20 protein-coding genes and 2 pseudogenes are annotated in these 23913 nt (G+C 69.0%); 16 read left to right on the top strand and 6 right to left on the bottom strand.

Going from position 1 to position 23913, the window contains the following annotated elements; translation table 11 throughout:
- The 5 genes from NT132_RS01775 to NT132_RS01755 form a co-directional block, all read left to right on the top strand.
- On the top strand, nucleotides 1-1384 hold a 1384-nt coding region (locus NT132_RS01775), incomplete at its 5' end, for a cell wall metabolism sensor histidine kinase WalK (protein WP_297783886.1).
- Nucleotides 1381-2571, top strand: coding sequence for a hypothetical protein (locus tag NT132_RS01770; RefSeq protein WP_297783883.1), 1191 nt, complete (start codon nucleotides 1381-1383; stop codon nucleotides 2569-2571). The genes NT132_RS01775 and NT132_RS01770, both read left to right, overlap by 4 nt.
- Nucleotides 2572-2575: 4 nt before the next feature.
- Nucleotides 2576-3172 (top strand): dephospho-CoA kinase, encoded by a 597-nt coding sequence (coaE, locus tag NT132_RS01765; RefSeq protein WP_297783880.1) that lies wholly within the window; start codon nucleotides 2576-2578, stop codon nucleotides 3170-3172.
- 45 nt (nucleotides 3173-3217) lie between these two features.
- A complete protein-coding gene (gene uvrB, locus NT132_RS01760; protein WP_297783888.1) occupies nucleotides 3218-5293 on the top strand; it encodes an excinuclease ABC subunit UvrB in 2076 nt (691 codons plus the stop codon).
- Nucleotides 5294-5301: 8 nt separating this feature from the next.
- Nucleotides 5302-5724 carry a VOC family protein gene (locus tag NT132_RS01755; RefSeq protein WP_297783877.1) on the top strand — a complete coding sequence of 141 codons (423 nt, stop codon included), beginning with the start codon at nucleotides 5302-5304 and terminating at the stop codon, nucleotides 5722-5724.
- 7 nt (nucleotides 5725-5731) lie between these two features.
- Here NT132_RS01755 and NT132_RS01750 read toward each other — a convergent pair whose 3' ends face one another.
- Complete coding sequence (locus tag NT132_RS01750; protein WP_297783874.1) at nucleotides 5732-5974, bottom strand: hypothetical protein; 243 nt, start codon at nucleotides 5972-5974, stop codon at nucleotides 5732-5734.
- Between the two features lie 38 nt (nucleotides 5975-6012).
- Here NT132_RS01750 and NT132_RS01745 point away from each other — a divergent pair, with 38 nt between their 5' ends.
- The 11 genes and pseudogenes from NT132_RS01745 to NT132_RS01695 all read left to right on the top strand — a co-directional run bounded on the left by NT132_RS01745 (nucleotide 6013) and on the right by NT132_RS01695 (nucleotide 17751).
- Complete coding sequence (locus NT132_RS01745) at nucleotides 6013-6438, top strand: MarR family transcriptional regulator (RefSeq protein WP_297783871.1); 426 nt, start codon at nucleotides 6013-6015, stop codon at nucleotides 6436-6438.
- 71 nt (nucleotides 6439-6509) lie between these two features.
- Nucleotides 6510-9346: pseudogene (uvrA, locus tag NT132_RS01740) on the top strand (excinuclease ABC subunit UvrA).
- Nucleotides 9347-9348: 2 nt separating this feature from the next.
- Complete coding sequence (gene uvrC / locus NT132_RS01735) at nucleotides 9349-11247, top strand: excinuclease ABC subunit UvrC (RefSeq protein WP_297783868.1); 1899 nt, start codon at nucleotides 9349-9351, stop codon at nucleotides 11245-11247.
- A gap of 22 nt (nucleotides 11248-11269) precedes the next feature.
- Nucleotides 11270-12159 (top strand): annotated as a pseudogene (rapZ, locus tag NT132_RS01730) (RNase adapter RapZ).
- A 39-nt stretch (nucleotides 12160-12198) separates the two neighbouring features.
- Complete coding sequence (gene whiA, locus NT132_RS01725) at nucleotides 12199-13176, top strand: DNA-binding protein WhiA (RefSeq protein ID WP_297783865.1); 978 nt, start codon at nucleotides 12199-12201, stop codon at nucleotides 13174-13176.
- Between the two features lie 112 nt (nucleotides 13177-13288).
- Nucleotides 13289-13915 (top strand): superoxide dismutase, encoded by a 627-nt coding sequence (locus tag NT132_RS01720; RefSeq protein ID WP_297783862.1) that lies wholly within the window; start codon nucleotides 13289-13291, stop codon nucleotides 13913-13915.
- 125 nt (nucleotides 13916-14040) lie between these two features.
- Nucleotides 14041-15051 (top strand): type I glyceraldehyde-3-phosphate dehydrogenase, encoded by a 1011-nt coding sequence (gene gap, locus NT132_RS01715; RefSeq protein ID WP_297783859.1) that lies wholly within the window; start codon nucleotides 14041-14043, stop codon nucleotides 15049-15051.
- Nucleotides 15052-15058: 7 nt separating this feature from the next.
- On the top strand, nucleotides 15059-16276 hold the full coding sequence (locus NT132_RS01710) for a phosphoglycerate kinase (RefSeq protein ID WP_297783856.1): 1218 nt from the start codon (nucleotides 15059-15061) through the stop codon (nucleotides 16274-16276).
- Entirely contained in the window at nucleotides 16264-17055 is a 792-nt protein-coding gene (gene tpiA, locus NT132_RS01705) for a triose-phosphate isomerase (protein WP_297783853.1), read from the top strand. Before NT132_RS01710 ends, tpiA begins: the two co-directional genes overlap by 13 nt.
- Before the next feature lie 88 nt (nucleotides 17056-17143).
- Nucleotides 17144-17395: a preprotein translocase subunit SecG gene (gene secG / locus NT132_RS01700; protein WP_297783849.1), complete on the top strand. Its 252-nt coding sequence runs from the start codon at nucleotides 17144-17146 to the stop codon at nucleotides 17393-17395.
- A gap of 2 nt (nucleotides 17396-17397) precedes the next feature.
- The gene (locus NT132_RS01695) at nucleotides 17398-17751 is read left to right on the top strand and encodes an RNA polymerase-binding protein RbpA (protein ID WP_297783846.1); all 354 of its coding nucleotides are present in this window, start codon (nucleotides 17398-17400) and stop codon (nucleotides 17749-17751) included.
- Between the two features lie 68 nt (nucleotides 17752-17819).
- Here NT132_RS01695 and pgl read toward each other — a convergent pair whose 3' ends face one another.
- From pgl to tal, 5 genes are read right to left on the bottom strand one after another with little or no spacing between them, the layout of a single operon-like run.
- Nucleotides 17820-18602 carry a 6-phosphogluconolactonase gene (gene pgl / locus NT132_RS01690; RefSeq protein WP_297783844.1) on the bottom strand — a complete coding sequence of 261 codons (783 nt, stop codon included), beginning with the start codon at nucleotides 18600-18602 and terminating at the stop codon, nucleotides 17820-17822.
- A gap of 7 nt (nucleotides 18603-18609) precedes the next feature.
- Entirely contained in the window at nucleotides 18610-19545 is a 936-nt protein-coding gene (locus tag NT132_RS01685) for a glucose-6-phosphate dehydrogenase assembly protein OpcA (protein WP_297783842.1), read from the bottom strand.
- The gene (zwf, locus tag NT132_RS01680) at nucleotides 19542-21092 is read right to left on the bottom strand and encodes a glucose-6-phosphate dehydrogenase (RefSeq protein ID WP_297783839.1); all 1551 of its coding nucleotides are present in this window, start codon (nucleotides 21090-21092) and stop codon (nucleotides 19542-19544) included. Before zwf ends, NT132_RS01685 begins: the two co-directional genes overlap by 4 nt.
- Nucleotides 21093-21104: 12 nt before the next feature.
- Entirely contained in the window at nucleotides 21105-22724 is a 1620-nt protein-coding gene (locus NT132_RS01675; RefSeq protein WP_297783837.1) for a glucose-6-phosphate isomerase, read from the bottom strand.
- The gene (gene tal / locus NT132_RS01670; protein WP_297783835.1) at nucleotides 22721-23827 is read right to left on the bottom strand and encodes a transaldolase; all 1107 of its coding nucleotides are present in this window, start codon (nucleotides 23825-23827) and stop codon (nucleotides 22721-22723) included. The genes NT132_RS01675 and tal overlap by 4 nt, the downstream gene beginning before the upstream one ends.
- Nucleotides 23828-23913 lie beyond the last annotated feature (86 nt).

The following is a 23913-nucleotide window of genomic DNA, read 5'->3' as shown; positions in this document are numbered from 1 at the left end:
GCCACATCGCCGGGAAGGCCCACAGCAGCCCGAGCCCGCCGGCGGGCTCGGGCTGCTGTGGGCCTTCCCGGCGATGTGGCTCGCCACCCTCGGCCTCATCGGCTTCGTGCTGCAACTCGTTCTCATCACGACGACGTACTGGGTGCTCGTCGCGTTGACGCCCGGGCAGCTCTGGAGCTACTCCACGTTCGTGCTGCCGATCGTCATCCTCGCGATCACCGCGACGAGCTTCGTGAGCACACGGAGATTCGTCGCTCAGCAGATGCTGCTGGATCGCCAGGCGGCGCTCCTGCGCACCGCGCTCGGCGGAGCCCAGCGGCACGAGCAGGTCATGACCGAGGTACTGGATGCCGTGGACTTCGGTGTCGTCCGCATCGGCGACGACGGGTCGGTCACCGTCGTCAACGAGGCGCAGGGACGCTTGCAGCGCCGCATCCCCGGCCTCGCTGGCGATGATCCACACGACGGCGACGTCTTCCGTGCCGACGGAGCGACTCCGGTTCCGACGGAGGAGCGACCGCTGCTGCGCGCCCTCCGCGGCGAGGTGTTCGACAACCTCATCCTCTGGTACGGCAGACCCGATGCCGACCGTCGCGCGCTGAGCATGACGGCGAGGCGGCTCCGCGACGAGCGGGGGATGGACGCCGGCAGCGTCCTGGTCGCGCGGGACGTCACCGCCGAGATGACCGCGTTGAAGGCCAGGGACCGCCTGGTGGCGTCGGTGTCGCATGAGCTGCGGACGCCGCTCACCTCGGTGCTCGGCTACATCGACCTCGCCATGGACCACCTCGATCGCCCCGCGGACGCGCAGAAGGACCTCGAGGTCGCCGCGAAGAACGCCGAACGCCTGCTCGAGATCGTGGCCGACATCCTCGCCGCCTCCAGTTCATCCCGGCTGTCCGTCGACATGACCATCTCGCCCGAAGACGTCGACCTCGCCGTCATCGTCCGCGCCGCGGCGGAGGCCGCCGGCGCCATGGCGGCCGAACGCGCCATCAGCATCTCCACCGCCGGCGTGGAAACCGCCTCTGCGTACGTCGACCCGCTGCGCATGCGGCAGGTGATCGACAACCTCATCAGCAACGCGGTGAAGTACAACCGGGACGGCGGAGAGGTCATCCTCGGCACCACCACCGACGGCACGTCGACCTGGGTGCTCGTCCGCGACACCGGCATGGGCATCTCCGAGAGCGACCAGGAGCGCCTGTTCGAACGGTTCTTCCGTGCGCGCACGGGCGTGGACGGGACGGGCCTCGGGCTGTCGATCAGCCGCGACATCGTGCGCGCCCACAACGGAGACATCACCCTGCGAAGCGCCGAAGGGGTCGGCTCCACGTTCATCGTGCGGGTCCCCGCCACGTCCAGCGCCGCGGAGGGATCATGACCATAGATCTGTTCACCGCGTCGCTCATGACCGCGATCGTCTGCAATGTGGCGGGTGCGGCGTTCATCATCGAGACCCTGCTGCGCCGCGACGAGGGTGCAGGCCGGGTGTGGTCCATCGCATTCCTCACCGGGATGGCCACGACCGTCGCCTACATGATGTGGGCGGCGGGGATGGGGGGCGCCGTCGCCATATCGATCGGCAACGGGTTGTTCGTCGCCACCGCCGGCTGCATGTGGCTCGGCTCCCGCCGGTTCAACCAGCGGCCGTTGCGCCTGTCGAGCGGTGTGGTGGTCCTTGTCGGTGCGATCGTCGCGGCCAGCGCCGCGGCGCAGGGTCCTGACGGCGGCGACTGGGCCGGCTGGCTGCCGATGGGCCTCGCGCTGATCGTCTTCTCCACGCTCGCCTGCATCGAGACGCTGCGCTGGCCGCTCGGCCGCATCCGCAGCGCGTGGCCGCTCGCGGCGGTCTTCGCCGTCGAAGCGCTCTTCTACGTCGCCCGCGTCACCGCCTTCGTCCTCGCGGGGCCGGACTCCGCGGTGTTCGCCACCTACTTCAGCACCAATGCCACCAGCATCCTGACCGTCGTCCTCACTATCGTCGCGGTGGTGGTCACCTCGGTGCTGCGTGCCTCGCGCTCGTCGCTGCGCACCTCGCCGTGGCTGTCACAGAGCGGCGTCGCGAGCGACGGGGTGGTGCGCGCCCCGACCTTCGTCGCCGCCCTCCGCGACGTCGCCGAACGGGCGAGCTGGCGCAACGAACTCGTCGGCGTGATCGCGGTGCGCATCGACGATCTCCGGCAGATCTCCGGCGCCTTCGGCAGTGAGGTCGCCGCCGAAGTGGAGGCCGCCTGCCGGCAGGGCGTGCGCCGGTTCGCGCCGGCCAACTCGTTCGTGGGGGAGGACGCGGATGGCGGACTCCTGGTCGTCACCATTGCCACGACCGCAGCCGATGCCCGTCGCCAGGCCGCCGCGATCTACCGAGGACTGTTCGACACTCTCGGCGCCATCACCGGTGCCGTGATTCCCGCCGTCGGGGTGGGGATCGCGCTGAGCGAGACCGTCGGCTACGACCCCGAGGTACTCGTGCGGCAGGCACGGCTCGCCGCGGAGAGCGCCGCCGTCCACCCGGAATCGACCGTCGTCTTCGGCGGCCCTGCGGACCTGTTCCGGCAGCGGGAAGAATAGCCGCATGCCTCTCATCGCGCTCACCGGCGGCATCGCCGCGGGGAAGTCCACCGTCGCGCAGCGTCTCGCCGAGCGCGGTGCCGTGATCGTCGACGCCGACCGGATCGTCCGCGAGGTGCAGGAGCCGGGGACTCCCGTCACCGCCGCCATCGCCGCCGCGTTCGGTGATGCCGTGCTGCACCCGGACGGCGCGCTCGATCGCGCCGCCCTCGGATCCGTCGTGTTCCACGACCCCGCCGCGCTCGCGCGCCTGAATGCGATCGTGCACCCGGCGGTGAAGGCGGAATCCCAGCGACGGTTCGATGCGGCGTTCCGGGCGGACCCGACCGCGGTGGTCGTCTACGACGTGCCGCTGCTCGTGGAGGCGCGCACCGCCGACCCGTGGGACCGGATCGTCGTCGCACACGCGCCGGCCGCTGTTCGCGCCGAACGCCTGGTCGCACTGCGCGGACTCAGCCCCGCGGAGGCGGCGGGACGGATCGCTTCCCAGGTGTCGGACGAGGAGCGGCTGGCGGTCGCCGACGAGGTCATCGACACCACCGGGACGATGGCGGACACCCTCGCGCAGGTGGACGCGCTGTGGGAGCGGCTGCGCGGCTGACCGCAACCCCGCCCCCGTGTCCCCGGCCACGCCTACGCTGGAATGGTGCAGACCACCCGATCCGTCCGTCCCTTCGAGGTCATCAGCGAGTACATGCCCAGCGGCGACCAGCCGCAGGCCATCGCCGAACTCGCGGCCCGCATCAACGCGGGCGAGACCGACGTCGTGCTGCTCGGCGCCACCGGTACCGGCAAGTCCGCCACCACGGCCTGGCTGATCGAGCAGGTGCAGCGACCGACCCTCGTGATGGCACACAACAAGACACTCGCCGCGCAGCTCGCAAACGAGTTCCGCGACCTCATGCCGAACAACGCCGTCGAGTATTTCGTGTCGTACTACGACTACTACCAGCCCGAGGCGTACGTCCCGCAGACGGACACGTTCATCGAGAAAGACTCGTCGATCAACGCCGAGGTGGAGCGGCTCCGTCACTCGACCACCAACTCGTTGCTCAGCCGCCGTGACGTCGTCGTGGTCTCCACGGTGTCCTGCATCTACGGCCTCGGCGCGCCGGAGGAGTACCTGCGGGCGATGGTGGCGCTGCAGGTGGGGGAGCGGTACGACCGTGACGCGCTCATCCGCCAGTTCATCGCGATGCAGTACAACCGCAACGACGTCGACTTCTCCCGTGGCAACTTCCGCGTGCGTGGTGACACCATCGAGATCATCCCGGTCTACGAAGAGTTCGCGATCCGCATCGAGCTGTTCGGCGACGAGATCGAAGCGCTGTACATGCTGCATCCGCTCACCGGCGATGTCATCCAGAAGCTCGAATCCATCCCGATCTTCCCGGCCTCGCACTACGTCGCCGGCACGGACGTCGTGCAGCGCGCGATCGGCACCATCGAGCACGAGCTCGAGGAACGCCTGAAGGAATTCGAGTCGCAAGGCAAGCTCCTCGAAGCCCAGCGGCTGCGCATGCGTACGACGTTCGACCTCGAGATGCTGCAGCAGCTCGGTTTCTGCTCCGGAATCGAGAACTACTCCCGCCACCTCGACGGCAGGATGCCGGGAGAGCCGCCGCACACGCTGCTCGACTTCTTCCCGGACGACTTCCTGCTGGTCATCGACGAGTCGCATGTCACCGTGCCGCAGATCGGCGCGATGTACGAGGGCGACGCGTCGCGGAAGCGGACGCTCGTCGAGCACGGCTTCCGGTTGCCGTCCGCGATGGACAACCGGCCGCTGCGCTGGGACGAGTTCAAGAACCGCGTTGGCCAGACCGTGTACCTGTCCGCCACCCCGGGGCGCTACGAGATGGGCATCGCCGACGGCGTCGTGGAGCAGATCATCCGCCCCACCGGCCTCATCGATCCGGAGATCGTGGTGAAGCCCTCGAAGGGGCAGATCGACGACCTGCTGGAAGAGATCCGCGTGCGCGTGGAGCGGGACGAGCGGGTGCTCGTCACCACCTTGACCAAGAAGATGTCGGAGGAGCTCACCGACTTCCTCGCCGAGCACGGGGTACGCGTGCGCTACCTTCACTCCGACGTCGACACACTGCGGCGGGTGGAGCTGCTCAGCGAGCTGCGCGCCGGCGTCTACGACGTGCTGGTGGGCATCAACCTGCTCCGCGAGGGCCTCGACCTGCCCGAGGTCTCCCTGGTGTCGATCCTCGATGCCGACAAGGAGGGGTTCCTGCGCAGCGGCACCTCGCTCATCCAGACGATCGGCCGTGCGGCCCGGAACGTCTCGGGTCAGGTGCACATGTACGCCGACCGCATCACCGACTCGATGCGCACCGCGATCGACGAGACGGATCGCCGGCGGGAGAAGCAGGTGGCCTACAACCTGGAGCACGGCATCGACCCGCAGCCGTTGCGGAAGAAGATCGCCGACATCACCGACGCCCTCATCCGGGAAGGTGCCGATACCAAGGCGCTTCTCGCCCGCGACGCGAGGGGCGGGGCGCGAAAGGGGAAGGCGCCCACGCCGAACCTGCGGCGGGAGGGCATCGCCGCTGAGGGGGCGCAGCAGCTCGAGGACACGATCGCCGATCTGTCCGATCAGATGCTCGCCGCGGCCGCAGAGCTCAAGTTCGAGCTGGCCGCGCGCCTGCGCGACGAGGTGCAGGACCTCAAGAAGGAACTGCGCGCCATGGAGCGCGCCGGCCACGCATAGGAGTCCTGATGGAGCAGCGGCTGAGCCTGGTGACCCTCGGAGTCACCGACCTCGACCGGGCGATCGCTTTCTACCGCGCGCTTGGGTGGCGGCCGCATCCGTCGTCTGTGCCGGGGGAGGTGGCGTTCTTCGAGGTCGGCGGGATGGTCGTCGGGTTGTGGGGTCGTGACAAGCTCTCCGCGGATTCGGCCGTGGTCGATGCCGGCGGGTGGGGTGGGGTCACCCTCGCCCACAATGTGCGGACGACCGCGGAGGTTGACGCCGTGCTGGAGGCGGCCGTTGCAGCAGGCGCCCGGCTCGGTCGTCCGGGCGCTGCCACCGAGTGGGGCGGCTACTCCGGTGTCTTCATCGATCCCGACGGGCACCCGTGGGAGATCGCCGTCAACCCGGGCTGGCCGCTCGACGACGACGGGCGGGTCGTGCTGGGCTGACCGACGGTCACGGGCAGTGCATGAGCGGCTTCGGACCCGTGCGGTCGAAGGTGTGCTCCGACATCGGCCGACCGCACAGCGGGCAGGGGCGCTCGGTTCGACTCGGCTCCGGCGTGGTCTCGTAGGGACCGACGGATGCCGGACCCGCCACGCGGATGAGGTTGCTGTTGAACCAGGCGTACCAGCCGCCTGCCTCGCGCACACGCTGACGCAGTGGGCGAGGGGCTTCTGCGTCGTCTTTTCGTGCCATGATCATTAGTGTACTAACTAATTCCGAGAGGAGGGCGCATGTCGGAGGATCCCCTGCACCTGGAGAACCAGGTGTGCTTCGCGCTGGTCACCGCGGCGCGGAACGTGGTGTCGATCTACCGGCCCGTGCTCGAGCCGCTCGGTCTCACCCACCCGCAGTACCTCGTGATGCTCGCGCTGTGGGAGCGCTCGCCCCGATCACTGGGGGAGCTCGCCGCGGAACTCGCGATGGAACCTGCCACCCTGTCACCGCTGATCAAGCGCCTCGAGGCACAGGGCCGGGTCACCCGCGGCCGCCGACCGGGGGATGAGCGGGTGCTGGAGATCGCGCTCACCGACGAGGGCACGGCGCTTCGCACGCAGGCCCTCGACGTGCCGACGCAGATCATGGCCAGAGTCGGCATGGATGTCGCCCAGCTGACGGCGCTTCGCGACGGGCTCGCGCCCTTCGCCGGACGGCGCTGACGCGGGAGCACGTCCGTCCGCCGCGAGCGAAGCCGGAGCCCGATGTCGGAGGGGCTGCCTAGACTTGTCGGGTGCCCATTCTTCCCGTGTCCGAACTCGCCCACTCCGCGGGAACCCTGAGCGTTCGTGGCGCCCGGGTCCACAATCTGCAGAACGTCGACATCGACATCCCGCGGGATTCGATGGTCGTGTTCACGGGACTGTCGGGGTCGGGGAAGTCGAGTCTTGCGTTCGACACGATCTTCGCCGAGGGGCAGCGGCGCTATGTCGAATCGCTGAGCTCGTACGCCCGGCAGTTCCTCGGTCAGGTCGACCGGCCCGACGTCGATTTCATCGAGGGGCTGAGCCCCGCGGTGTCGATCGATCAGAAGTCGACCAACCGCAACCCGCGCTCCACGGTGGGCACCATCACCGAGATCCACGACTACATGCGTCTGCTCTGGGCGCGCATCGGCGTGCCGCACTGCCCCGAGTGCGGCGAGGTGATCCAGCGGCAGACCGTGCAGCAGATCGCCGACCAGCTGATGGAACTGCCCGAGCGCACCCGCTACCAGATCGTCGCGCCCGTGGTCACCCAGAAGAAGGGTGAGTTCGTCGACCTCTTCAAGGAGCTCAGTGCCAAGGGCTACGCCCGCGCGGTCGTCGACGGTGATCTGGTGCAGCTGGCGGAACCGCCGACACTGAAGAAGAGCTACAAGCACGACATCGCGGTCGTCGTCGACCGCCTGGTCGCGAGCCCCGATATCCTCTCCCGGGTCACCGACTCGGTCGAGACGGCACTGGGGCTGGCGGGCGGGGTCATGCAGGTCAACTTCGTCGACGAAGAGGGCGACGATGCATGGCAGAACTTCAGCGAGAAGCTCGCCTGCCCGAACGGGCACCCGCTGCAGCTGACCGAGATCGAGCCGCGGACGTTCTCCTTCAACGCCCCGTTCGGGGCATGTCCCACCTGCTCGGGTCTCGGCACGCGCATGTCGGTCGACGTCGATCTCATGCTCGGCGACGAGGACCTCTCCATCCGCAAGGGCGTCCTCATCCCGTGGACCACGCAGGGAAAGGGGCTGTTCCAGTACTACGAACGGCTGCTCGAGGGGCTCTCCGACGACCTCGGGTTCTCGCTCGACACGCCGTGGAAGAAGCTCTCCCAGGACGCCAAGGATGCGGTCCTCTACGGCGACAACTTCAAGGTCTCGGTCAAGTGGAAGAACCGCTACGGCCGTGAGATGCGTTACACCTCCGGGTTCGAGGGCGTCGTGCCCTACATCGAACGGCAGTACACCGAGGCGGAGACGGCGACCGGCTGAAGCCCGAGGTGCTCGCGGTGCTCGTGCACGGGCATTCGATTGCGGATGCGTCGCGTCTCAGCCTCGCCGACGCGCAGCGCTACTTCGCCGACCTGCGTCTCACCGACCGGGAGGCGAAGATCGCCGCAGCCGTGCTGCGGGAGATCCGCGTCCGGCTCGACTTCCTGCTGCAGGTGGGGCTGAACTACCTCAGCCTGTCGCGGGCCGCGGGATCCCTCTCCGGCGGTGAGGCGCAGCGCATCCGCCTGGCCACCCAGATCGGCTCCGGCCTCACCGGCGTGCTGTACGTTCTCGACGAGCCGGCGATCGGACTGCACCAGCGCGACAACCGGCGCCTCATCGAGACACTGCAGGCGCTGAAGAACCTCGGCAACACGCTCCTCGTCGTCGAGCACGACGAGGAGACCATCCAGGCCGCCGACTGGATCGTCGACATCGGCCCCCGCGCCGGCATCGAGGGCGGCCGCGTCGTGCACTCCGGTCCCTACGCGCAGCTGCTCGAGGAGGAGGAGTCGCTCACCGCGGCCTACCTCTCCGGCCGCCGCAGCATCGAGGTCCCGGCGAAGCGCCGTTCGATCGACAAGAAGCGGCAGATCGCCGTCGTCGGCGCGCGCGAGAACAACCTGCAGAACGTCACCGCGCACTTCCCGCTCGGCGTGATGACGGCCGTGACCGGCGTGAGCGGCTCCGGCAAGTCGACGCTGGTCAACGGCATCCTGTACGAGGTGCTCGCACAGCGCCTCAACGGAGCGCGTCGCGTGCCGGGCAAGCACACCCGGGTCACCGGTCTCGACAACCTCGACAAGGTCGTGCATGTCGACCAGGCGCCGATCGGCCGCACCCCGCGCTCGAACCCCGCCACCTACACCGGCGTGTTCGACCGCATCCGTACCCTCTTCGCCGAGACCCCCGAGGCCAAGGCTCGCGGGTACCAGGGCGGACGCTTCAGCTTCAACGTCAAGGGCGGACGCTGCGAGGCGTGCTCGGGCGACGGCACCATCAAGATCGAGATGAACTTCCTGCCGGACGTGTACGTCGACTGCGAGGTGTGCCACGGCAAGCGGTACAACCGCGACACCCTTGCCGTGCACTACAAGGGCAAGAACATCGCGGAGGTGCTGGAGATGCCGATCGCGGAGGCGGCCGACTTCTTCGAGCCGATCCAGGCGATCCACCGGTACCTGCGCACCCTCGTCGACGTGGGCCTCGGCTACGTCCGGCTCGGGCAGTCGGCGACCACCCTCTCCGGCGGCGAGGCACAGCGCGTGAAGCTCGCCACCGAACTGCAGCGCCGTTCCAACGGTCGCAGCATCTACGTGCTCGACGAGCCCACCACGGGCCTGCACTTCGAGGACGTGCGACGGCTGCTGGAAGTGCTGAACAGCCTGGTCGACAAGGGCAACACGGTCATCGTGATCGAGCACAACCTCGACGTCATCAAGTCGGCGGACTGGGTCATCGACATGGGCCCCGAAGGTGGCTCCGGCGGCGGCACGATCATTGCCTCCGGGACCCCGGAGACCGTGGCGCGCACGGAGGGCAGCCACACCGGAACGTTCCTCGCGGAGGTGCTCGACCTCGGCGAGCGGCGCAAGGCCGGCTGAGGATGCCCTCGGTCCTGCCATACCGGCCGAAACAGGGCGAGATCCCGACGACCCCCGGCGTGTACCGGTTCCGCGACGCGGACGGCCGCATCCTGTACGTGGGGAAGGCGAAGAACCTCCGCGCCCGGCTCTCGAACTACTTCGCGCCGCTGCACACCCTGCACGAGCGCACCCGGAGGATGGTGACGACCGCCGCCTCCGTCGAGTGGACCGTGGTGGGCAGCGACGTCGAGGCGCTGCAGCTCGAGTACATGTGGATCCAGGAGTTCACGCCTCCCTTCAACGTCCGCTACAAGGACGACAAGTCGTACCCGTACCTGGCGGTGACCCTCGGCGACGAGGCGCCGCGTGTGCTCGTGACGCGCAACCGGCGCATCCCCGGGGCGAAGTACTTCGGCCCGTACCCGAAGATCTGGGCGGTGCACGACACCATCGACCTGATGATCAAGGTCTTCCCCATCCGCACCTGCTCGGATGCGTCGTACAAGAAGGCGATGGCCACCGGGCGCCCGTGCTTCCCCGGGCAGATCGGCCGCTGCGGCGGCCCCTGCTCGATGAAAGTCTCGATCGAGGAGCACCGGGCGATCGTCGACGACTTCGTGGCGTTCCTCTCCGGGAACGACCAGCGGTTCACCCGTGAACTCACCCGGCGGATGCAGGACGCGGCGGCCGCGATGGAATACGAGGCGGCCGCGTCGTACCGCGACAAGCTGAAGGCCACCGAGGCCGTGCTCGGCCGGAGCGCACTGGTGCTCGCGGACGACACGGACGCCGACCTCTTCGGGATCGCCGAGGACGAACTGTCCGCCGCGGTGCAGCATTTCATCGTCCGCGGCGGGCGGGTGCGGGGCGTCCGGGCGACGACGGTCGACAAGGAGATCGACATCTCCGGCCCGGAGCTCGTGGACCAGGTCCTGCAGCGCACCTACGGCGGCGCCACGGCCTCCGATATCCCGAAGCAGGTGCTGGTGCCGCATCTGCCCGATGACGCGGCAGAGCTCGAGCAGTGGCTGCGCGACAAGCGCGGCAAGAACGTCACGGTGCAAGTGGCACAGCGCGGTCGAAAGGCCGAGCTGATGAAGACGGCGACCATGAACGCCCAGCAGGCGCTCATGCTTCACAAGACCCGGCGGACGAGCGACTACGTCGCCCGGACGCAGGCGCTCACCGATCTGCAGGAGGCGCTGGGGCTCGCCGAGGCGCCGCTGCGCATCGAGTGCTACGACGTGTCGCACCTGTCGGGCACCAACGTGGTGGCGTCCATGGTGGTGTTCGAGGACGGCCTCCCGCGCAAGGATCAGTACCGCTCGTTCTCGATCGCCGAGACCACTGACGACACCGACTCGATCCACCAGGTGCTGACGCGACGCCTCGCGCACCTCGACCGGCCGGAGGAGAACGAGCCCGAGCCGGTCGACCCGGTCGCGGGCGAGGAGGTTGTCGTGCCACGCAAGCGCCCGCGGTTCGCCTACCCGCCGCAGCTGCTCGTGGTCGACGGCGGCCAGCCGCAGGTCGAAGCGGCGGCACGGGCGCTGGCCGACACCGGCCACACCGAGATCGCGCTTTGCGGTATCGCGAAGCGGCTGGAGGAAATCTGGCTGCCGGGGGAGGAGTACCCCGTCATCCTGCCGCGCACCTCCGAGGCGCTGTACCTGGTGCAGCGGCTGCGCGACGAGGCGCACCGGTTCGCGATCACGCATCAGCGCAAACGTCGAAAGCGCGACATCTCGACGGTGCTGAGCGAGATCCCAGGCCTCGGCGATGCGCGGATCAAGGCGCTGCTGCGCCACTTCGGATCCGTCGCAGCGCTCCGTCAGGCCACCCCGGAGCAGATCGCGGAACTACCCGGTATCGGACCGAAGCTCGCCCAGTCGGTGCACGCGCACCTGACGGATCGGTAGGGTGGGACCGATCGGGGTGGAGATGACGGACGCGGACACGCAGAGCGCGAGCGAGGTGCTCATCGTCACCGGCATGTCCGGTGCCGGCCGCTCGACGGTCGCAAACGCGCTGGAAGACCTTGACTGGTACGTGGTCGACAACCTGCCACCGCAGATGCTGCGCCCGCTGCTGGAGCTCTCCGAGCTCGCCCAGGGCGCCGTGCCGCGGGTCGCCGCGGTCGTCGACGTCCGCGGACGGGAGCTCTTCTCCCGGCTCCCGGAGGTGACCCGGTCGCTGCGCGACCGCCGCGCCGTGCGGGTGCTGTTCCTTGACGCCAGCGATGACGTGCTGGTGCGCCGTTTCGAGGCGGTGCGTCGACCGCACCCCCTGCGCGATCGACCGAGCAGACGACCGTAGGTGAGCCGTCGTTCCCGCTCGCTCATCGCGCCGACCACCTCGTCGCGGACGAGGAGATAGGCGTTCGATGCGGCGATCGTGCTCTCCACGACCTCACCACCCGCATCGCGGAGCTGTTCGCCGCCGAAGGCGCCGCGAACCACACGCTCACGATCATGAGCTTCGGGTTCAAGTACGGGCTGCCGCCGGATGCGGACCTCGTCGCCGACATGCGATTCCTGCCCAACCCGTTCTGGACCGAAGAACTGCGCTCCCTCACCGGTGAGGACGAGGCGGTACGCGAGTTCGTGCTCGCACAGCCCGGTGCGACCGAGTTCCTCGACGCGTACTCGGCCGCGCTGGTCCCGGTGCTGGAGGGCTACCAGCGCGAGAACAAGCGCCATTCCATCGTCGCCGTCGGGTGCACCGGCGGCAAACATCGATCCGTCGTGATGGCCCGGGAACTCGCCGCACGACTGGCCGGCACGCCCGGCGTCGCCATCAGTGTCACTCATCGCGACCTCGGTCGAGAGTAGGCTGGAACGTCGTTCCCGTCCCCTGAACCGAGGAGTACCGTGCCGTTGACCGCCGATGTGAAGGCCGAATTGATCACGGTCCGCGACCCCCGGCCCACTGCCCGGATCGCGGAATTGACGGCCATCCTCCGTTTCGCCGGCGGGCTGCACAACATCGCCGGCCGGGTGGCCGTCGAGGCCGAAGTGGACTCCGAGCAGCTGGCCCGCCGAGTCGGCCGTGAGCTCGTCGAGCTCTATGGCGTCCGTCCCGAACTCGCCCACGTGCAGGGCTCCGGCGGCCGCACCGGCAGCCACGTCGCGGTCCGCGTCATCGACGGGGGAGAGACCCTCGCCCGTCAGACCGGACTGCTCGACCAGCGGCGTCGTCCGGTGCGGGGCCTGCCGAACCGCCTGACCACCGGCGCCCGCCCCGATCTCGCCGCCGTCTGGCGCGGCGCGTTCCTCGCCAGCGGCTCGCTGACGGAGCCCGGACGCTCCGCGGCCCTCGAGATCGCCTGCCCCACCGGAGAGGCTGCCATGGCCCTCGTGGGGGCTGCGCACCGCATCGGGATCGCCGCGAAGGCCCGGGAGGTGCGCGGGGTGCCCCGCGTCGTCGTCCGTGAGGGCGAAGCCATCCGCGCCACCCTGTTCGAGATGGGCGCCCGCCGCGCCTCCGAGGAGTGGGATCAGCTGCGTCAGCGCCGCGAGGTGCGCGCCGGGGTCAACCGCCTGGTGAACTTCGACGACGCGAACCTCCGCCGTTCCGCGCAGGCCGCGGTTGCCGCGTGCGCCCGGGTCGAGCGTGCGCTCGAGATCCTCGGCGACACCGTGCCGGACCACCTGCGGGAGGCGGGCGAGCTGCGGCTCGCGCACCGCGATGCGAGCCTCGACGAGCTCGGTCACCATGCCGACCCGCCGCTGACAAAGGATGCGGTGGCCGGCCGCATCCGGCGCCTGCTCGCCATGGCCGACAAGAAGGCGGAGGTGGACGGCATCCCCGGCACCGAGTCCGCCGTTCCCGTGGGCGCTGAGGACTGAATCCGCGCGGGGAATCAACCCCCGTCGGCGCCTGTTGCCGATCACTAGGATGATCACGTCACCCTCGCCGTATCCGGGGTATCCGGCGCGGCGCCGACAGGAAGAAGAGGACATGGCGAAGTACACGTTGCCCGAGCTCGGTTACGACTATGCGGCTCTCGAGCCCAGCATCAGCGCGACCATCATGGAGCTGCACCACTCGAAGCATCACCAGGCCTACGTCACCGGTGCGAACACCGCCCTCGAGCAGCTGGCCGAGGCCCGCGACTCCGGCAACCTCGCATACGTGAACAAGCTCGAGAAGGATCTCTCGTTCAACCTCGGCGGTCACACCAACCACTCGATCTTCTGGACGAACCTGTCCCCGAACGGCGGCGACAAGCCCACCGGCGACCTCGAGTCCGCGATCACCGACCAGTTCGGCTCGTTCGACAAGTTCCAGGCGCACTTCACCGCCGCCGCCCTCGGCGTGCAGGGCTCCGGCTGGGCCGGCCTGTTCTGGGACTCGATCGGGGAGAACCTGATCGTTCAGCAGATGTTCGACCAGCAGTCGCAGATCGCCGCGGGCACCGTTCCGCTCCTCCTGCTCGACGTCTGGGAGCACGCCTACTACCTCGACTACAAGAACGTCCGCGCCGACTACGTCAAGGCGTTCTGGAACATCGCGAACTGGGAGAACGTGCAGACGCGCTTCGCCACGGCCCGCGAGAAGACGACGGGTCTGCTGGTAGGGTCCTAATCAGGTGAGGATGCCTGGGAGCCCTCGCCATTCGCGGGGGCTCCGGCATCCCACTTTTCCTTCTAAAACTGCGTGCCGTGACCCCACCGAGCGAGCTGCGGTACGACGAGAAAACGGGAGACACCGTGTCTGTCAAGATCGGCATCAACGGCTTCGGCCGGATCGGGCGCAACTACCTGCGCGCAGCTCTTGCCCAGGGAGCTGACCTGGAAATCGTGGCGGTGAACGACCTCACCGACAACAAGACCCTCGCACACCTGCTCAAGTACGACTCCGTCGGCGGTCCGCTGTCGGAGGACGTCTCGTACGACGGCGACTCCATCACCGTCGGCGGCAAGAGCATCAAGGTGCTCGCCGAGCGCGACCCCGCGAACCTCCCCTGGGGTGAGCTGGGCGTAGACATCGTCATCGAGTCGACCGGCCGCTTCACCAAGGCCGAGGACGCCAAGAAGCACATCGCGGGCGGCGCCAAGAAGGTGCTCATCTCCGCTCCCGCCACCGGTGACGACGCGACGATCGTCATGGGCGTCAACGAGGAGACGTACAACCCCGAGACCGACGTGATCATCTCGAACGCGTCGTGCACCACGAACTGCCTCGCCCCGCTGGCGCAGGTCTTCGAGAAGGCGTTCGGTATCGAGCGCGGCTTCATGATGACCGCTCACGCCTACACGGCCGACCAGAACCTGCAGGACGGCCCGCACAGCGATCTGCGTCGTGCCCGCGCCGCCGCTATCAACATCGTCCCCGCCTCGACCGGTGCGGCCAAGGCCATCGGCCTGGTGCTGCCCGAACTCAAGGGCAAGCTGAGCGGTTCGTCGTACCGCGTGCCGGTGCCCACCGGCTCCATCGTCGACCTGACGATCATCACCCCCACTGAGGGCCTGACCATCGAGCAGGTCAACGCCGCTTACCAGGCCGCGGCTGCCGAGGGTCGTCTGCAGGGCATCCTGGAGTACACCGAGGACCAGATCGTCTCGAGCGACATCCAGCTCAACCCGCACTCGTCGATCTTCGACGCCGGCCTGACCAACGTCAGCGGCAACCTCGTCAAGGTCTCGTCCTGGTACGACAACGAGTGGGGTTACTCCAACCGTCTCGTCGACCTGACCGAGTACGTCGCCGAGCGCCTCTAAGCCGATCATGGCTCTGCGCACCCTCGAATCGCTGGGTTCGCTCGCCGGTAAGCGCGTCATCGTCCGTGCTGACCTGAATGTCCCTCTCAAGGACCAGGTCATCACGGACGATGGTCGCGTCCGGGCGACGCTTCCGACCCTCAACGCCCTGATCGCTCAGGGCGCCCGCCTCATCATCTGCTCGCACCTCGGGCGGCCCGATGGGGCACCGAACCCGGCCTACAGCCTCGCCCCGGTCGCGCAGCGACTCTCGGAGCTGCTGGCCAAGCCGGTCGCGTTCGCGCGTGACACCGTCGGCGAATCCGCGCACGAGGCGGTCGCCGCCCTGCAGGACGGCGACGTCGCGGTCATCGAGAACCTGCGGTTCAACCCGGGTGAGACGTCGAAGGATGCGGACGAGCGCCGTGCCTTCGCCGAGCAACTGGCCGAGCTCGGCGACGTGCTCGTCTCCGACGGCTTCGGTGTCGTGCACCGCAAGCAGGCGAGCGTCTACGAGCTGGCCGAGATCCTGCCGTCCGCGGCCGGGTCGCTCATCGCGACCGAGCTCGACGTGCTGGACCGTCTCACCGAGAACCCCGAGCGTCCGTATGCGGTCGTGCTCGGCGGCTCGAAGGTCAGTGACAAGCTCGGGGTCATCGCGCACCTGCTGCCGCGCGTGGACACGATCCTCGTCGGTGGCGGGATGCTCTTCACCTTCCTCGCGGCCCAGGGCTACAAGGTGGGCGCGAGCCTGCTCGAAAAGGACCAGCTCGACACCGTCACCGGATACCTCCGGGAGGCCAAGGAGCGCGGTGTGACCATCGTGCTGCCGGTCGACGCCGTCATGGCCGCGTCCTTCTCCGCCGACGCTGACCATGTCGTCGCCGATGCGACCACCCTCGAGGAGACGCCGTTCGGGGCCTCCGGCATGGGTCTCGACATCGGTCCTCGCACCGCGGAGCTGTTCGCCGAGGTCATCCGCTCGAGCAAGACGGTCTTCTGGAACGGTCCCATGGGCGTGTTCGAGATGCCCGCCTTCGCCGCCGGTACCAAGGCCGTCGCGCAGGCGCTCACCGAGGTCGACGGGCTGTCCGTCGTGGGCGGCGGTGACTCCGCCGCGGCCGTGCGGCAGCTCGGGTTCCGCGACGAGCAGTTCGGGCACATCTCCACCGGCGGTGGCGCCAGCCTCGAGTTCCTCGAGGGCAAGAAGCTTCCCGGACTGGAGGTCCTCGGATGGTCGCTGTGACACGCACCCCCCTCACCGCGGGCAACTGGAAGATGAATCTGGACCACCTCCAGGCTCTCGCCCTGGTGCAGAAGCTGCACTGGACGCTCAAGGACGCCAAGCACGAGGACGGGTCGGTCGAGGTCGCCATTTTCCCGCCGTTCACGGACCTCCGTACGGTGCAGACGCTCATCGACGCCGACAAGATCCCGTTCGCCCTCGGCGCGCAGGATCTGTCCGCCCACACCTCCGGTGCATACACCGGCGAGGTGTCGGGTGCGTTCCTCGCCAAGCTCGACTGCCGTTACGTGATCATCGGGCACTCCGAGCGTCGTGAATATCACAACGAGACCGACGAGGTCGTCGCCGCCAAGGTGCAGGCCGCGCTCACCCACGGGCTTGTGCCGGTGGTGTGCGTCGGCGAGACCGCCGCAGACCTGGAGGAGTTCGGTGCCAGCGCCGTTCCCGTCGGTCAGCTGCGCATCGCCCTGGCCGGTGTGCCCGCTGATGCGGACATCGTCGTGGCCTACGAGCCGGTCTGGGCGATCGGCTCCGGCCAGGCGGCCACCCCCGAGCAGGCGCAGGACGTGTGTGCGACGCTTCGCACGGTCGTCGCCGAGGTCGTGGGCGAGGACGCCGCCGCGCGGACCCGCATCCTCTACGGCGGCTCGGTGAAGTCGTCCAACATCGCGGGCTTCATGCGCGAGCCCGACGTCGACGGCGCGCTCGTCGGCGGCGCGAGCCTCGTCGCGGACGAGTTCGCGGCGATCATCCGTTATCAGAAGCACGTCGGCGTCTGACGCCGCGTCGCTGTCTGGGCGGGTAATGGCCCCGGTATAGTTGTTCTTCGTGCGATCCGTCGGGTCGCCGTGAAAGGTAGCCACGACAGTGCAGATCCTCGAGTTCGTGCTCCAGGTGCTCCTCGGCATCACGAGCCTGCTGTTGACCCTGCTGATCCTGCTGCACCGGGGCCGCGGGGGCGGCCTCTCCGACATGTTCGGTGGCGGCATGAGCTCGTCGCTCGGTTCGTCCGGGCTCGCGGAGCGCAACCTCAACCGCTTCACCGTGGTGCTGGCGCTCGTCTGGTTCGTATCGATCGTGGCCCTCGGCCTCATCACGAAGTTCTCGGGACTGGTGTAATCATGGCAACCGGAGGAAATGCGATCCGCGGCACCCGCGTCGGTGCCGGTCCGATGGGCGAACAGGACCACGGCTTCCATGCCGATCGTGTCGCCGTGTCGTACTGGGACGCGCTCGGCAACGAAACCGTCCGCTACTTCGCCGCGGGCATCACGGACGACGAGATCCCCGACACGATCGACTCGCCGCACTCCGGCCTTCCCGCCGGACGCGACAAGGAGAACCCGCCCGCGCTGGCGCGGACCGAGCCGTACAAGACCCACCTCGCCTATGTGAAGGAACGTCGCACCGACGACGAGGCCGTCCAGCTGCTCGACGAGGCGCTGCAGAAGCTGCGCGACCGTCGCGGGGTCTAAGACAGCGAAAAGGGAGCGGATGCCTCGGCATCCGCTCCCTTTTCCGTTTCCGCGTCCCTAGGGGCGGGTCAGTACTCGGCGTCGATGAGCTCCGGCGGGACCTTCGCCGCGGCCGCCTCATCGACGAAGAACACGGTGCGTTTGCGCCCCTTCGCGCCGGCGGCCGGCACGCTCTGATAGCTCGCGCCGGCGAGGGCGAGGCCCAGTGCCGAGGCCTTGTCGGCACCGGCGAGCACCAGCCAGACCCGCTTCGAGGAGTTGATGACGGGCCGGGTCATCGTGATCCGATCCGGCGGCGGCTTGGGGGAGTCGCGGACCGGCAGCGTGGCACGGTCGGTCACCTGGATCTCCGGGCGATCCGGGAACAGCGACGCAATGTGCGCGTCGGGCCCGACCCCGAGGAAGCAGACGTCGAACGAGGGCCATGCGCCCACGGCCGGATCAGCGAACCGGGCGAGCTCGGTCGCGTACGCCTCGGCGGCCGCATCCAGGTCGAGCCCGTCGTCGCTGCCCGCCATGGTGTGGATGTTCTCAGCGGGCACGCCCGCCACATCGAACAGCGCGGCAAAGGCCGCGACGTCGTTGCGGTCTGGGTCACCGCGCGGCACGAATCGTTCGTCGCTCCACCAGAAGTGCACGAGTGACCAGTCCACTTCGCCGAACCGGGGGTGGGCGGCGGCGGCAGCCAGCACCCGGCCACCCATTGATCCGCCCGTCAGCGACACGTGGGCGAGCTTGCCCACCGTGGTGCGCTTGATCACCCGGCTCAGCAGTCGCGCCCCAACCGCGGCGGCGAGGTCGTCGGCGTCACGTCGGACGACGACGCGCTTGGCTGCGGTGATCTCGGCCATGATCCTCCTACGCCCCGGTCTCTTCCAACAGCGTGGAGCCCTCGGTGATCACCCGACCATACAGGAGGTCCGCGTCGAGACGACGGAGCTCCTCAGCCAGGCACTCGCGGAGCGAGCGTCGCGGGAACGAGAGCTCGTGGGAGGGCTGGTCGGGCTGCGTGAGCACGGCCACGCCGGGTACCGGACGCTCGAGCAGGATGTCGCCGCCCTCGCGGTTCAGGCGCACCGACTTGATACCGCTGGCCCACTCCGCCGCGTCCAGATAGCGCCAGGTGACCGGGACGTCGAGCTGCAGGCGCAGCCAGGCGGCGAGGAGCGGCGTCGAGGGGGAGTCGGCCCCGCCGAGCACCTCGGCGCCGAGGACCGTCTGGTACGGCGGCTGGTCGAGCACCGCTGCCAGCTGCTCCCGCCACCGGGTGAGCCGGGTCCAGGCGAGGTCGGTGTCGCCGGGGGCGTACTTCGAACCGAGTCGCGCGACCCAGGCGTGCGGGTCGGCCTGCGTCCCGGCATCCGTGATGCGGCGTGCCGCGATCCGGCCGATGGCGGACTTCGACGGGACCGGCGGCGTGTCGGCCGGCCACCAGGCGACGACGGGCGCATCGGGGAGGAGCAAGCCGGTGACCAGGCTCTCCGAGTTGGAGCCGGCCGGGCCGTAGGCATGCAGCAGCACGACCTCGCTCGCCCCGGCGTCCCCACCGACACGGATCTGCGCGTCCAGGCGCGGCTCCGCATCCGGGTCCTTCTCCATCAGCACGATGACGCGCATGGGGTGCTCCCGGGAGGCGTCGTTCGCGGCCTCGATGGCCTCTTCGTCTACGCCGTGATGGCTGATGATGATGAGCGTCAGCACCCGGCCGAGGGCGACGGCGCCGCCCTCCTCCCGGACGCTGACGAGCGCCTTGGTGAGCTTGCTGACGTTGGTGTCGGGCAGGTCGATGATCATGGGCGTCTCCAGGTTCGACCATCACGGGACAAGAGTTCGTCGGCGGATGCGGGACCCCACGAGCCGGGGGAGTACTGCTCCAGCGGGCCGCCCTGGGCCGCCCAGTACTTCTCCACCGGGTCGAGGATCTTCCAGCTGAGCTCCACCTCTTCATGACGGGGGAACAGTGGCGGGTCGCCGAGCAGGACGTCGAGGATGAGGCGCTCGTATGCCTCCGGGCTCGCCTCGGTGAAGGCGTGCCCGTAGCCGAAGTCCATCGTGACATCGCGCACCTGGGTGCCGGCGCCGGGGACCTTCGAGCCGAACCGGATGGTGACCCCCTCGTCGGGCTGCACCCGGATGACCAGCGCGTTGTGTCCGAGACCGGAGGTCTGGCTGCGGCTGAACAGGTGCTCGGGCGCACGCTTGAAGACGACGGCGATCTCGGTCACGCGGCGGCCGAGACGCTTGCCGGTGCGGAGGTAGAACGGCACTCCGGCCCAGCGGCGGGTGTTGATCTCGAGCTTCACCGCGGCGTAGGTCTCGGTGGTGGAGTGCGGGTCCATGCCGTCCTCGTCGAGGAACGCGGTGACCTTCTCGCCGCCCTGCCAGCCGCCCGCGTACTGGCCGCGGGCAGTGGCGTGTGCGAGATCCTCCGGCAGCGTGACCGCGGCAAGCACCTTCTCCTTCTCCGCCCGCAACTGCGTGGCATCGAACGAGATGGGCTCCTCCATGGCGGTCAGCGCCAGGAGCTGCAGCAGGTGGTTCTGGATGACATCGCGCGCCGCGCCGATGCCGTCGTAGTACCCGGCCCGACCGCCCACGCCGATGTCCTCGGCCATCGTGATCTGCACGTGGTCGACGTAGTTGCTGTTCCAGATCGGCTCGTACAGCTCGTTGGCGAAGCGCAGCGCCAGGATGTTCTGCACCGTCTCCTTGCCGAGATAGTGGTCGATGCGGAAGATCGAGTCGGCAGGGAAGGCGATCTCGAGCGCATCGTTGAGTTCACGCGCCGACTCCAGGTCGTGCCCGAACGGCTTCTCGATCACCACGCGGCGCCACGGATCCACGCCCACGGTCTTGTCGTCCACCAGCCCGGAGTCCTTCAGCTGCTTCGCGACGATCGGGAACGCCTTCGGCGGCACCGACAGGTAGAAGGCGTGGTTGCCCATCGTGCCGCGTTCCACGTCGAGGCGGTCGACGGTCTCCCGCAGCCGCCGGAACGCGTCCGGGTCGTCGAACTCGCCCTGCACGAACCGGATGCCCTGCAGCAGCTGCTGCCAGGTCTCCTCGCGGAACTCGGTGCGGGCGTACTGCTTCACCGCCTCGTACACGACCTGCGCGAAATCCTCGTCCTCCCAGTCGCGCCGGGCGAAGCCGACGAGTCCGAAACCCGGGGGCAGCAGGCCCCGGTTGGCCAGGTCGTAGACGGCCGGCATGAGCTTCTTGCGTGCCAGGTCACCGGTCACCCCGAAGATCACCAGGGCGCTGGGCCCGGCGATCCGGTTGAGACGGTGGTCGTCCGGGTCGCGCAGCGGGTTGTGCGTGCGCGAGATCTCCGCGGTCATTCGGTGGTTCTCCTACTGAGCGGCTTCGAACAGCGCGAACACGTCGGGCTGCGGATCGGTGAGGGTGATCGTCACCACGGGGCGGCCGTGCGCGGCGAGCACGCTGGCGTCTCCCGCGGCCTGCGCCGCGATCAGCTCGCCGAAGGTGAACGGGCGGCCGGGGATCTCGACATCCACGTCCGTTCCTTCCAGGATCTGCACGAACACGCCGGTGGCGGGACCGCCCTTGTGGAACTGCCCGGTGGAGTGCAGGAAGCGCGGTCCCCACCCGAAGGTGGTGGGTCGGCCGGAGTCTGCGGCGACGAGCTCCCGAAGGCCCGAGAGCTGCGCGAGGTCGAGGCGGTTGACGTAGGCCTGGATCGCGACGTACCCATCGGACGGGACGAGCTTCCACAGGTCGTCGAGGACACCGGCGAGGGTGCCGGATGCGGCCAGAGCCGGATCCGTGGACCGCACCTCGACACCCTCCGCCGTGAAGGCGGGAGACGTCGGCTCCGGCCGCGCGTCCAGCAGGCGACGAGTGGCGTCCTTGGCCGACTCCACATCGGGCTGATCGAACGGGTTGATCCCCAGCATCCGGCCGATGATCGCGGTGGCGTACTCCCACACCACGAACTGCGCCCCGAGGGAACCGGAGACGAGCACCTCACCGTGATGGTGCTCGAACAGGTGGTCGTGGTTCACGTCGTCGACGATGCGCACGATCCGGAGGTCTGCGGGGCGGGAGTCGAGTTCGGGAGAGACGGGGAGCATCACCACGGGCAGGATGCCGGTGCCGTCCTTACCGGTGGATTCGGCGACGAGCTGCTCGATCCAGTCGGGCAGACCCTGCAGATAGTCGCCGTCGCTGATGAGACCGAGCTTGTCGGCACGCGGAGCGCCGCCGGCGATGGCGGCGGCGAGGACGAGGGCGGGGTTCCGCGGATCGTCGATGGCGACCTCGAGGAGGGTTGCCTCGGCTTCGTCGAGGAGTTCCCCGATGTCGACGCCGGCAAGACCTGCGGGCACGAGCCCGAAGGCGGTGAGTGCGGAGTAGCGGCCGCCGACGGTGGGGTCGGCGGTGAAGACGGTGTACCCATCCGCGCGCGCGGCGATCTCGAGCGGAGAGCCCGGATCCGTCACCACGATGATGCGCTCGGTCGGGTCGATGCCGAGGTCGCGGAAGGCGGCCTCGAAGGCGCGTTTGGCGGAGTCGGTCTCCACCGTGGAGCCGCTCTTGGAGGAGACGACGAGGGCGGTCTGCGCGAGGCCGCCGGCTTCGGCATCCCCGTCGAGGGCGGCCAGCACCTGGCCGGGTGCGGTCGAGTCGAGCACGACCAGCGGCACACCCGCGGTGCGGGCGATGACCTCGGGCGCGAGCGAGGAGCCGCCCATGCCGGCCAGCACGATGCGCGTGATCCCGTTGCTGCGCAGCACGTCGCGGAGGGTCTCGATCTCGGCGACCAGCGGGCGGGACACCGAGACGGCGTCAACCCAGCCGAGCCGCACGGCGGCGTCGGCCTCGGCGGCCGGGCCCCACAGTGCGGGGTCCTGCGCCGTGATACCGGAGGCGACGAGGCTGTCGACGAGCTCCGGCAGTGCCTGCGCGGCCACGTCGGAAACGTGGCCGCGCAGGCGGATGTCGAAACTCATCGAGCCTGCTCCAGGGCGGCCTGCACCGTCGCCTGCAGCTCGTGCCAGGAGACGATGAACTTCTCGACGCCCTCGTCCTCGAGCACCTGAGTGACGTCGGTGAAGTCGACACCGACGGCGGCGAGACGCGCGAACACGTCGTGCGCGTCGGCGTAGTTGCCGGTGACGGTGTCGCCAGTGATCACCCCGTGGTCGAAGGTCGCCTCGAGCGTCTTCTCCGGCATCGTGTTGACGGTGCCGGGGGCGACGAGCTCGGTGACGTACAGGGTGTCCGGCAGCGCCGGGTCCTTGACGCCGGTGGAGGCCCAGAGCGGACGCTGCACGTTCGCGCCGCCCTCGAGGAGGGCCTTCGCGCGGTCGGTGCTGAAGGCGCTCTCATACAGCTCGTAGGCCAGACGCGCGTTGGCGATACCGGCCTTCGAGAGGAGCGAGGTGGCCTCGTCCGTGCCGATCGCCTTCAGCCGCTTGTCGACCTCGGTGTCCACGCGGGACACGAAGAACGACGCGACCGACTGCAGCGTCGAGACGTCGATGCCGGCGTCGCGGGCCTTCTCCACGCCGGCGAGGTACGCGTCGATGACGGCGGCGTAACGCTCGAGCGAGAAGATCAGCGTCACGTTCACGCTGATCCCGGCGCCGATGACCTCCGTGATGGCGGGCAGGCCCGCCCTGGTCGCGGGGATCTTGATCAGCGCGTTCGGGCGATCGACCTTGGCCCACAGCTTCTTGGCCTCGGCGATGGTCGCCGCGGTGTCGTGCGCGAGGTCGGGGGAGACCTCGATCGACACGCGGCCGTCGACACCGTTCGTCTCGTCGAAGACGGGACGGAAGATGTCGGATGCGGCCTGCACGTCGTCCGTGGTGATCTCGAAGATCGCCCGGTCGACATCGGCGCCGTCGGCGACGAGCGCGGAGACCTGCTCCGCGTAGGACTCGCCCTTGGCGAGGGCACCGGCGAAGATCGGCGGGTTGGTGGTGACGCCGACCACGTTGCGGTCGGCGATCAGCGCCTGCAGGTTCCCCGTGCTGATGCGCTCCCGCGACAGGTCGTCCAGCCAGATGCTGACGCCCGCGGCGGAGAGGTCTTCGGTGGGGGTGCTCATGCGTTCTCCTCGATGGTTTCCCGCGCCGCCTGGACGACGGCCTCGGCAGTGATGCCGAACTTCTGGAACAGGGTCGTGTAGTCGGC

It is taken from the genome of Microbacterium sp. (genome assembly GCF_026393345.1).
In the GTDB taxonomy this organism is placed as follows: domain Bacteria; phylum Actinomycetota; class Actinomycetes; order Actinomycetales; family Microbacteriaceae; genus Microbacterium.
This window is presented reverse-complemented; position numbering and strand designations above follow the sequence as displayed.

Bases quoted from the DNA above. Each gene is read 5' to 3' on its own strand.
- NT132_RS01770 (WP_297783883.1), top strand. From the start codon at position 1,381: ATGACCATAGATCTGTTCACCGCGTCGCTCATGACCGCGATCGTCTGC.
- coaE (WP_297783880.1), top strand. From the start codon at position 2,576: ATGCCTCTCATCGCGCTCACCGGCGGCATCGCCGCGGGGAAGTCCACC.
- NT132_RS01755 (WP_297783877.1), top strand. From the start codon at position 5,302: ATGGAGCAGCGGCTGAGCCTGGTGACCCTCGGAGTCACCGACCTCGAC.
- NT132_RS01750 (WP_297783874.1), bottom strand. From the start codon at position 5,974: ATGGCACGAAAAGACGACGCAGAAGCCCCTCGCCCACTGCGTCAGCGT.
- NT132_RS01745 (WP_297783871.1), top strand. From the start codon at position 6,013: ATGTCGGAGGATCCCCTGCACCTGGAGAACCAGGTGTGCTTCGCGCTG.
- uvrC (WP_297783868.1), top strand. From the start codon at position 9,349: ATGCCCTCGGTCCTGCCATACCGGCCGAAACAGGGCGAGATCCCGACG.
- NT132_RS01720 (WP_297783862.1), top strand. From the start codon at position 13,289: ATGGCGAAGTACACGTTGCCCGAGCTCGGTTACGACTATGCGGCTCTC.
- NT132_RS01710 (WP_297783856.1), top strand. From the start codon at position 15,059: ATGGCTCTGCGCACCCTCGAATCGCTGGGTTCGCTCGCCGGTAAGCGC.
- tpiA (WP_297783853.1), top strand. From the start codon at position 16,264: ATGGTCGCTGTGACACGCACCCCCCTCACCGCGGGCAACTGGAAGATG.
- NT132_RS01695 (WP_297783846.1), top strand. From the start codon at position 17,398: ATGGCAACCGGAGGAAATGCGATCCGCGGCACCCGCGTCGGTGCCGGT.
- pgl (WP_297783844.1), bottom strand. From the start codon at position 18,602: ATGGCCGAGATCACCGCAGCCAAGCGCGTCGTCGTCCGACGTGACGCC.
- NT132_RS01685 (WP_297783842.1), bottom strand. From the start codon at position 19,545: ATGATCATCGACCTGCCCGACACCAACGTCAGCAAGCTCACCAAGGCG.
- zwf (WP_297783839.1), bottom strand. From the start codon at position 21,092: ATGACCGCGGAGATCTCGCGCACGCACAACCCGCTGCGCGACCCGGAC.
- NT132_RS01675 (WP_297783837.1), bottom strand. From the start codon at position 22,724: ATGAGTTTCGACATCCGCCTGCGCGGCCACGTTTCCGACGTGGCCGCG.
- tal (WP_297783835.1), bottom strand. From the start codon at position 23,827: ATGAGCACCCCCACCGAAGACCTCTCCGCCGCGGGCGTCAGCATCTGG.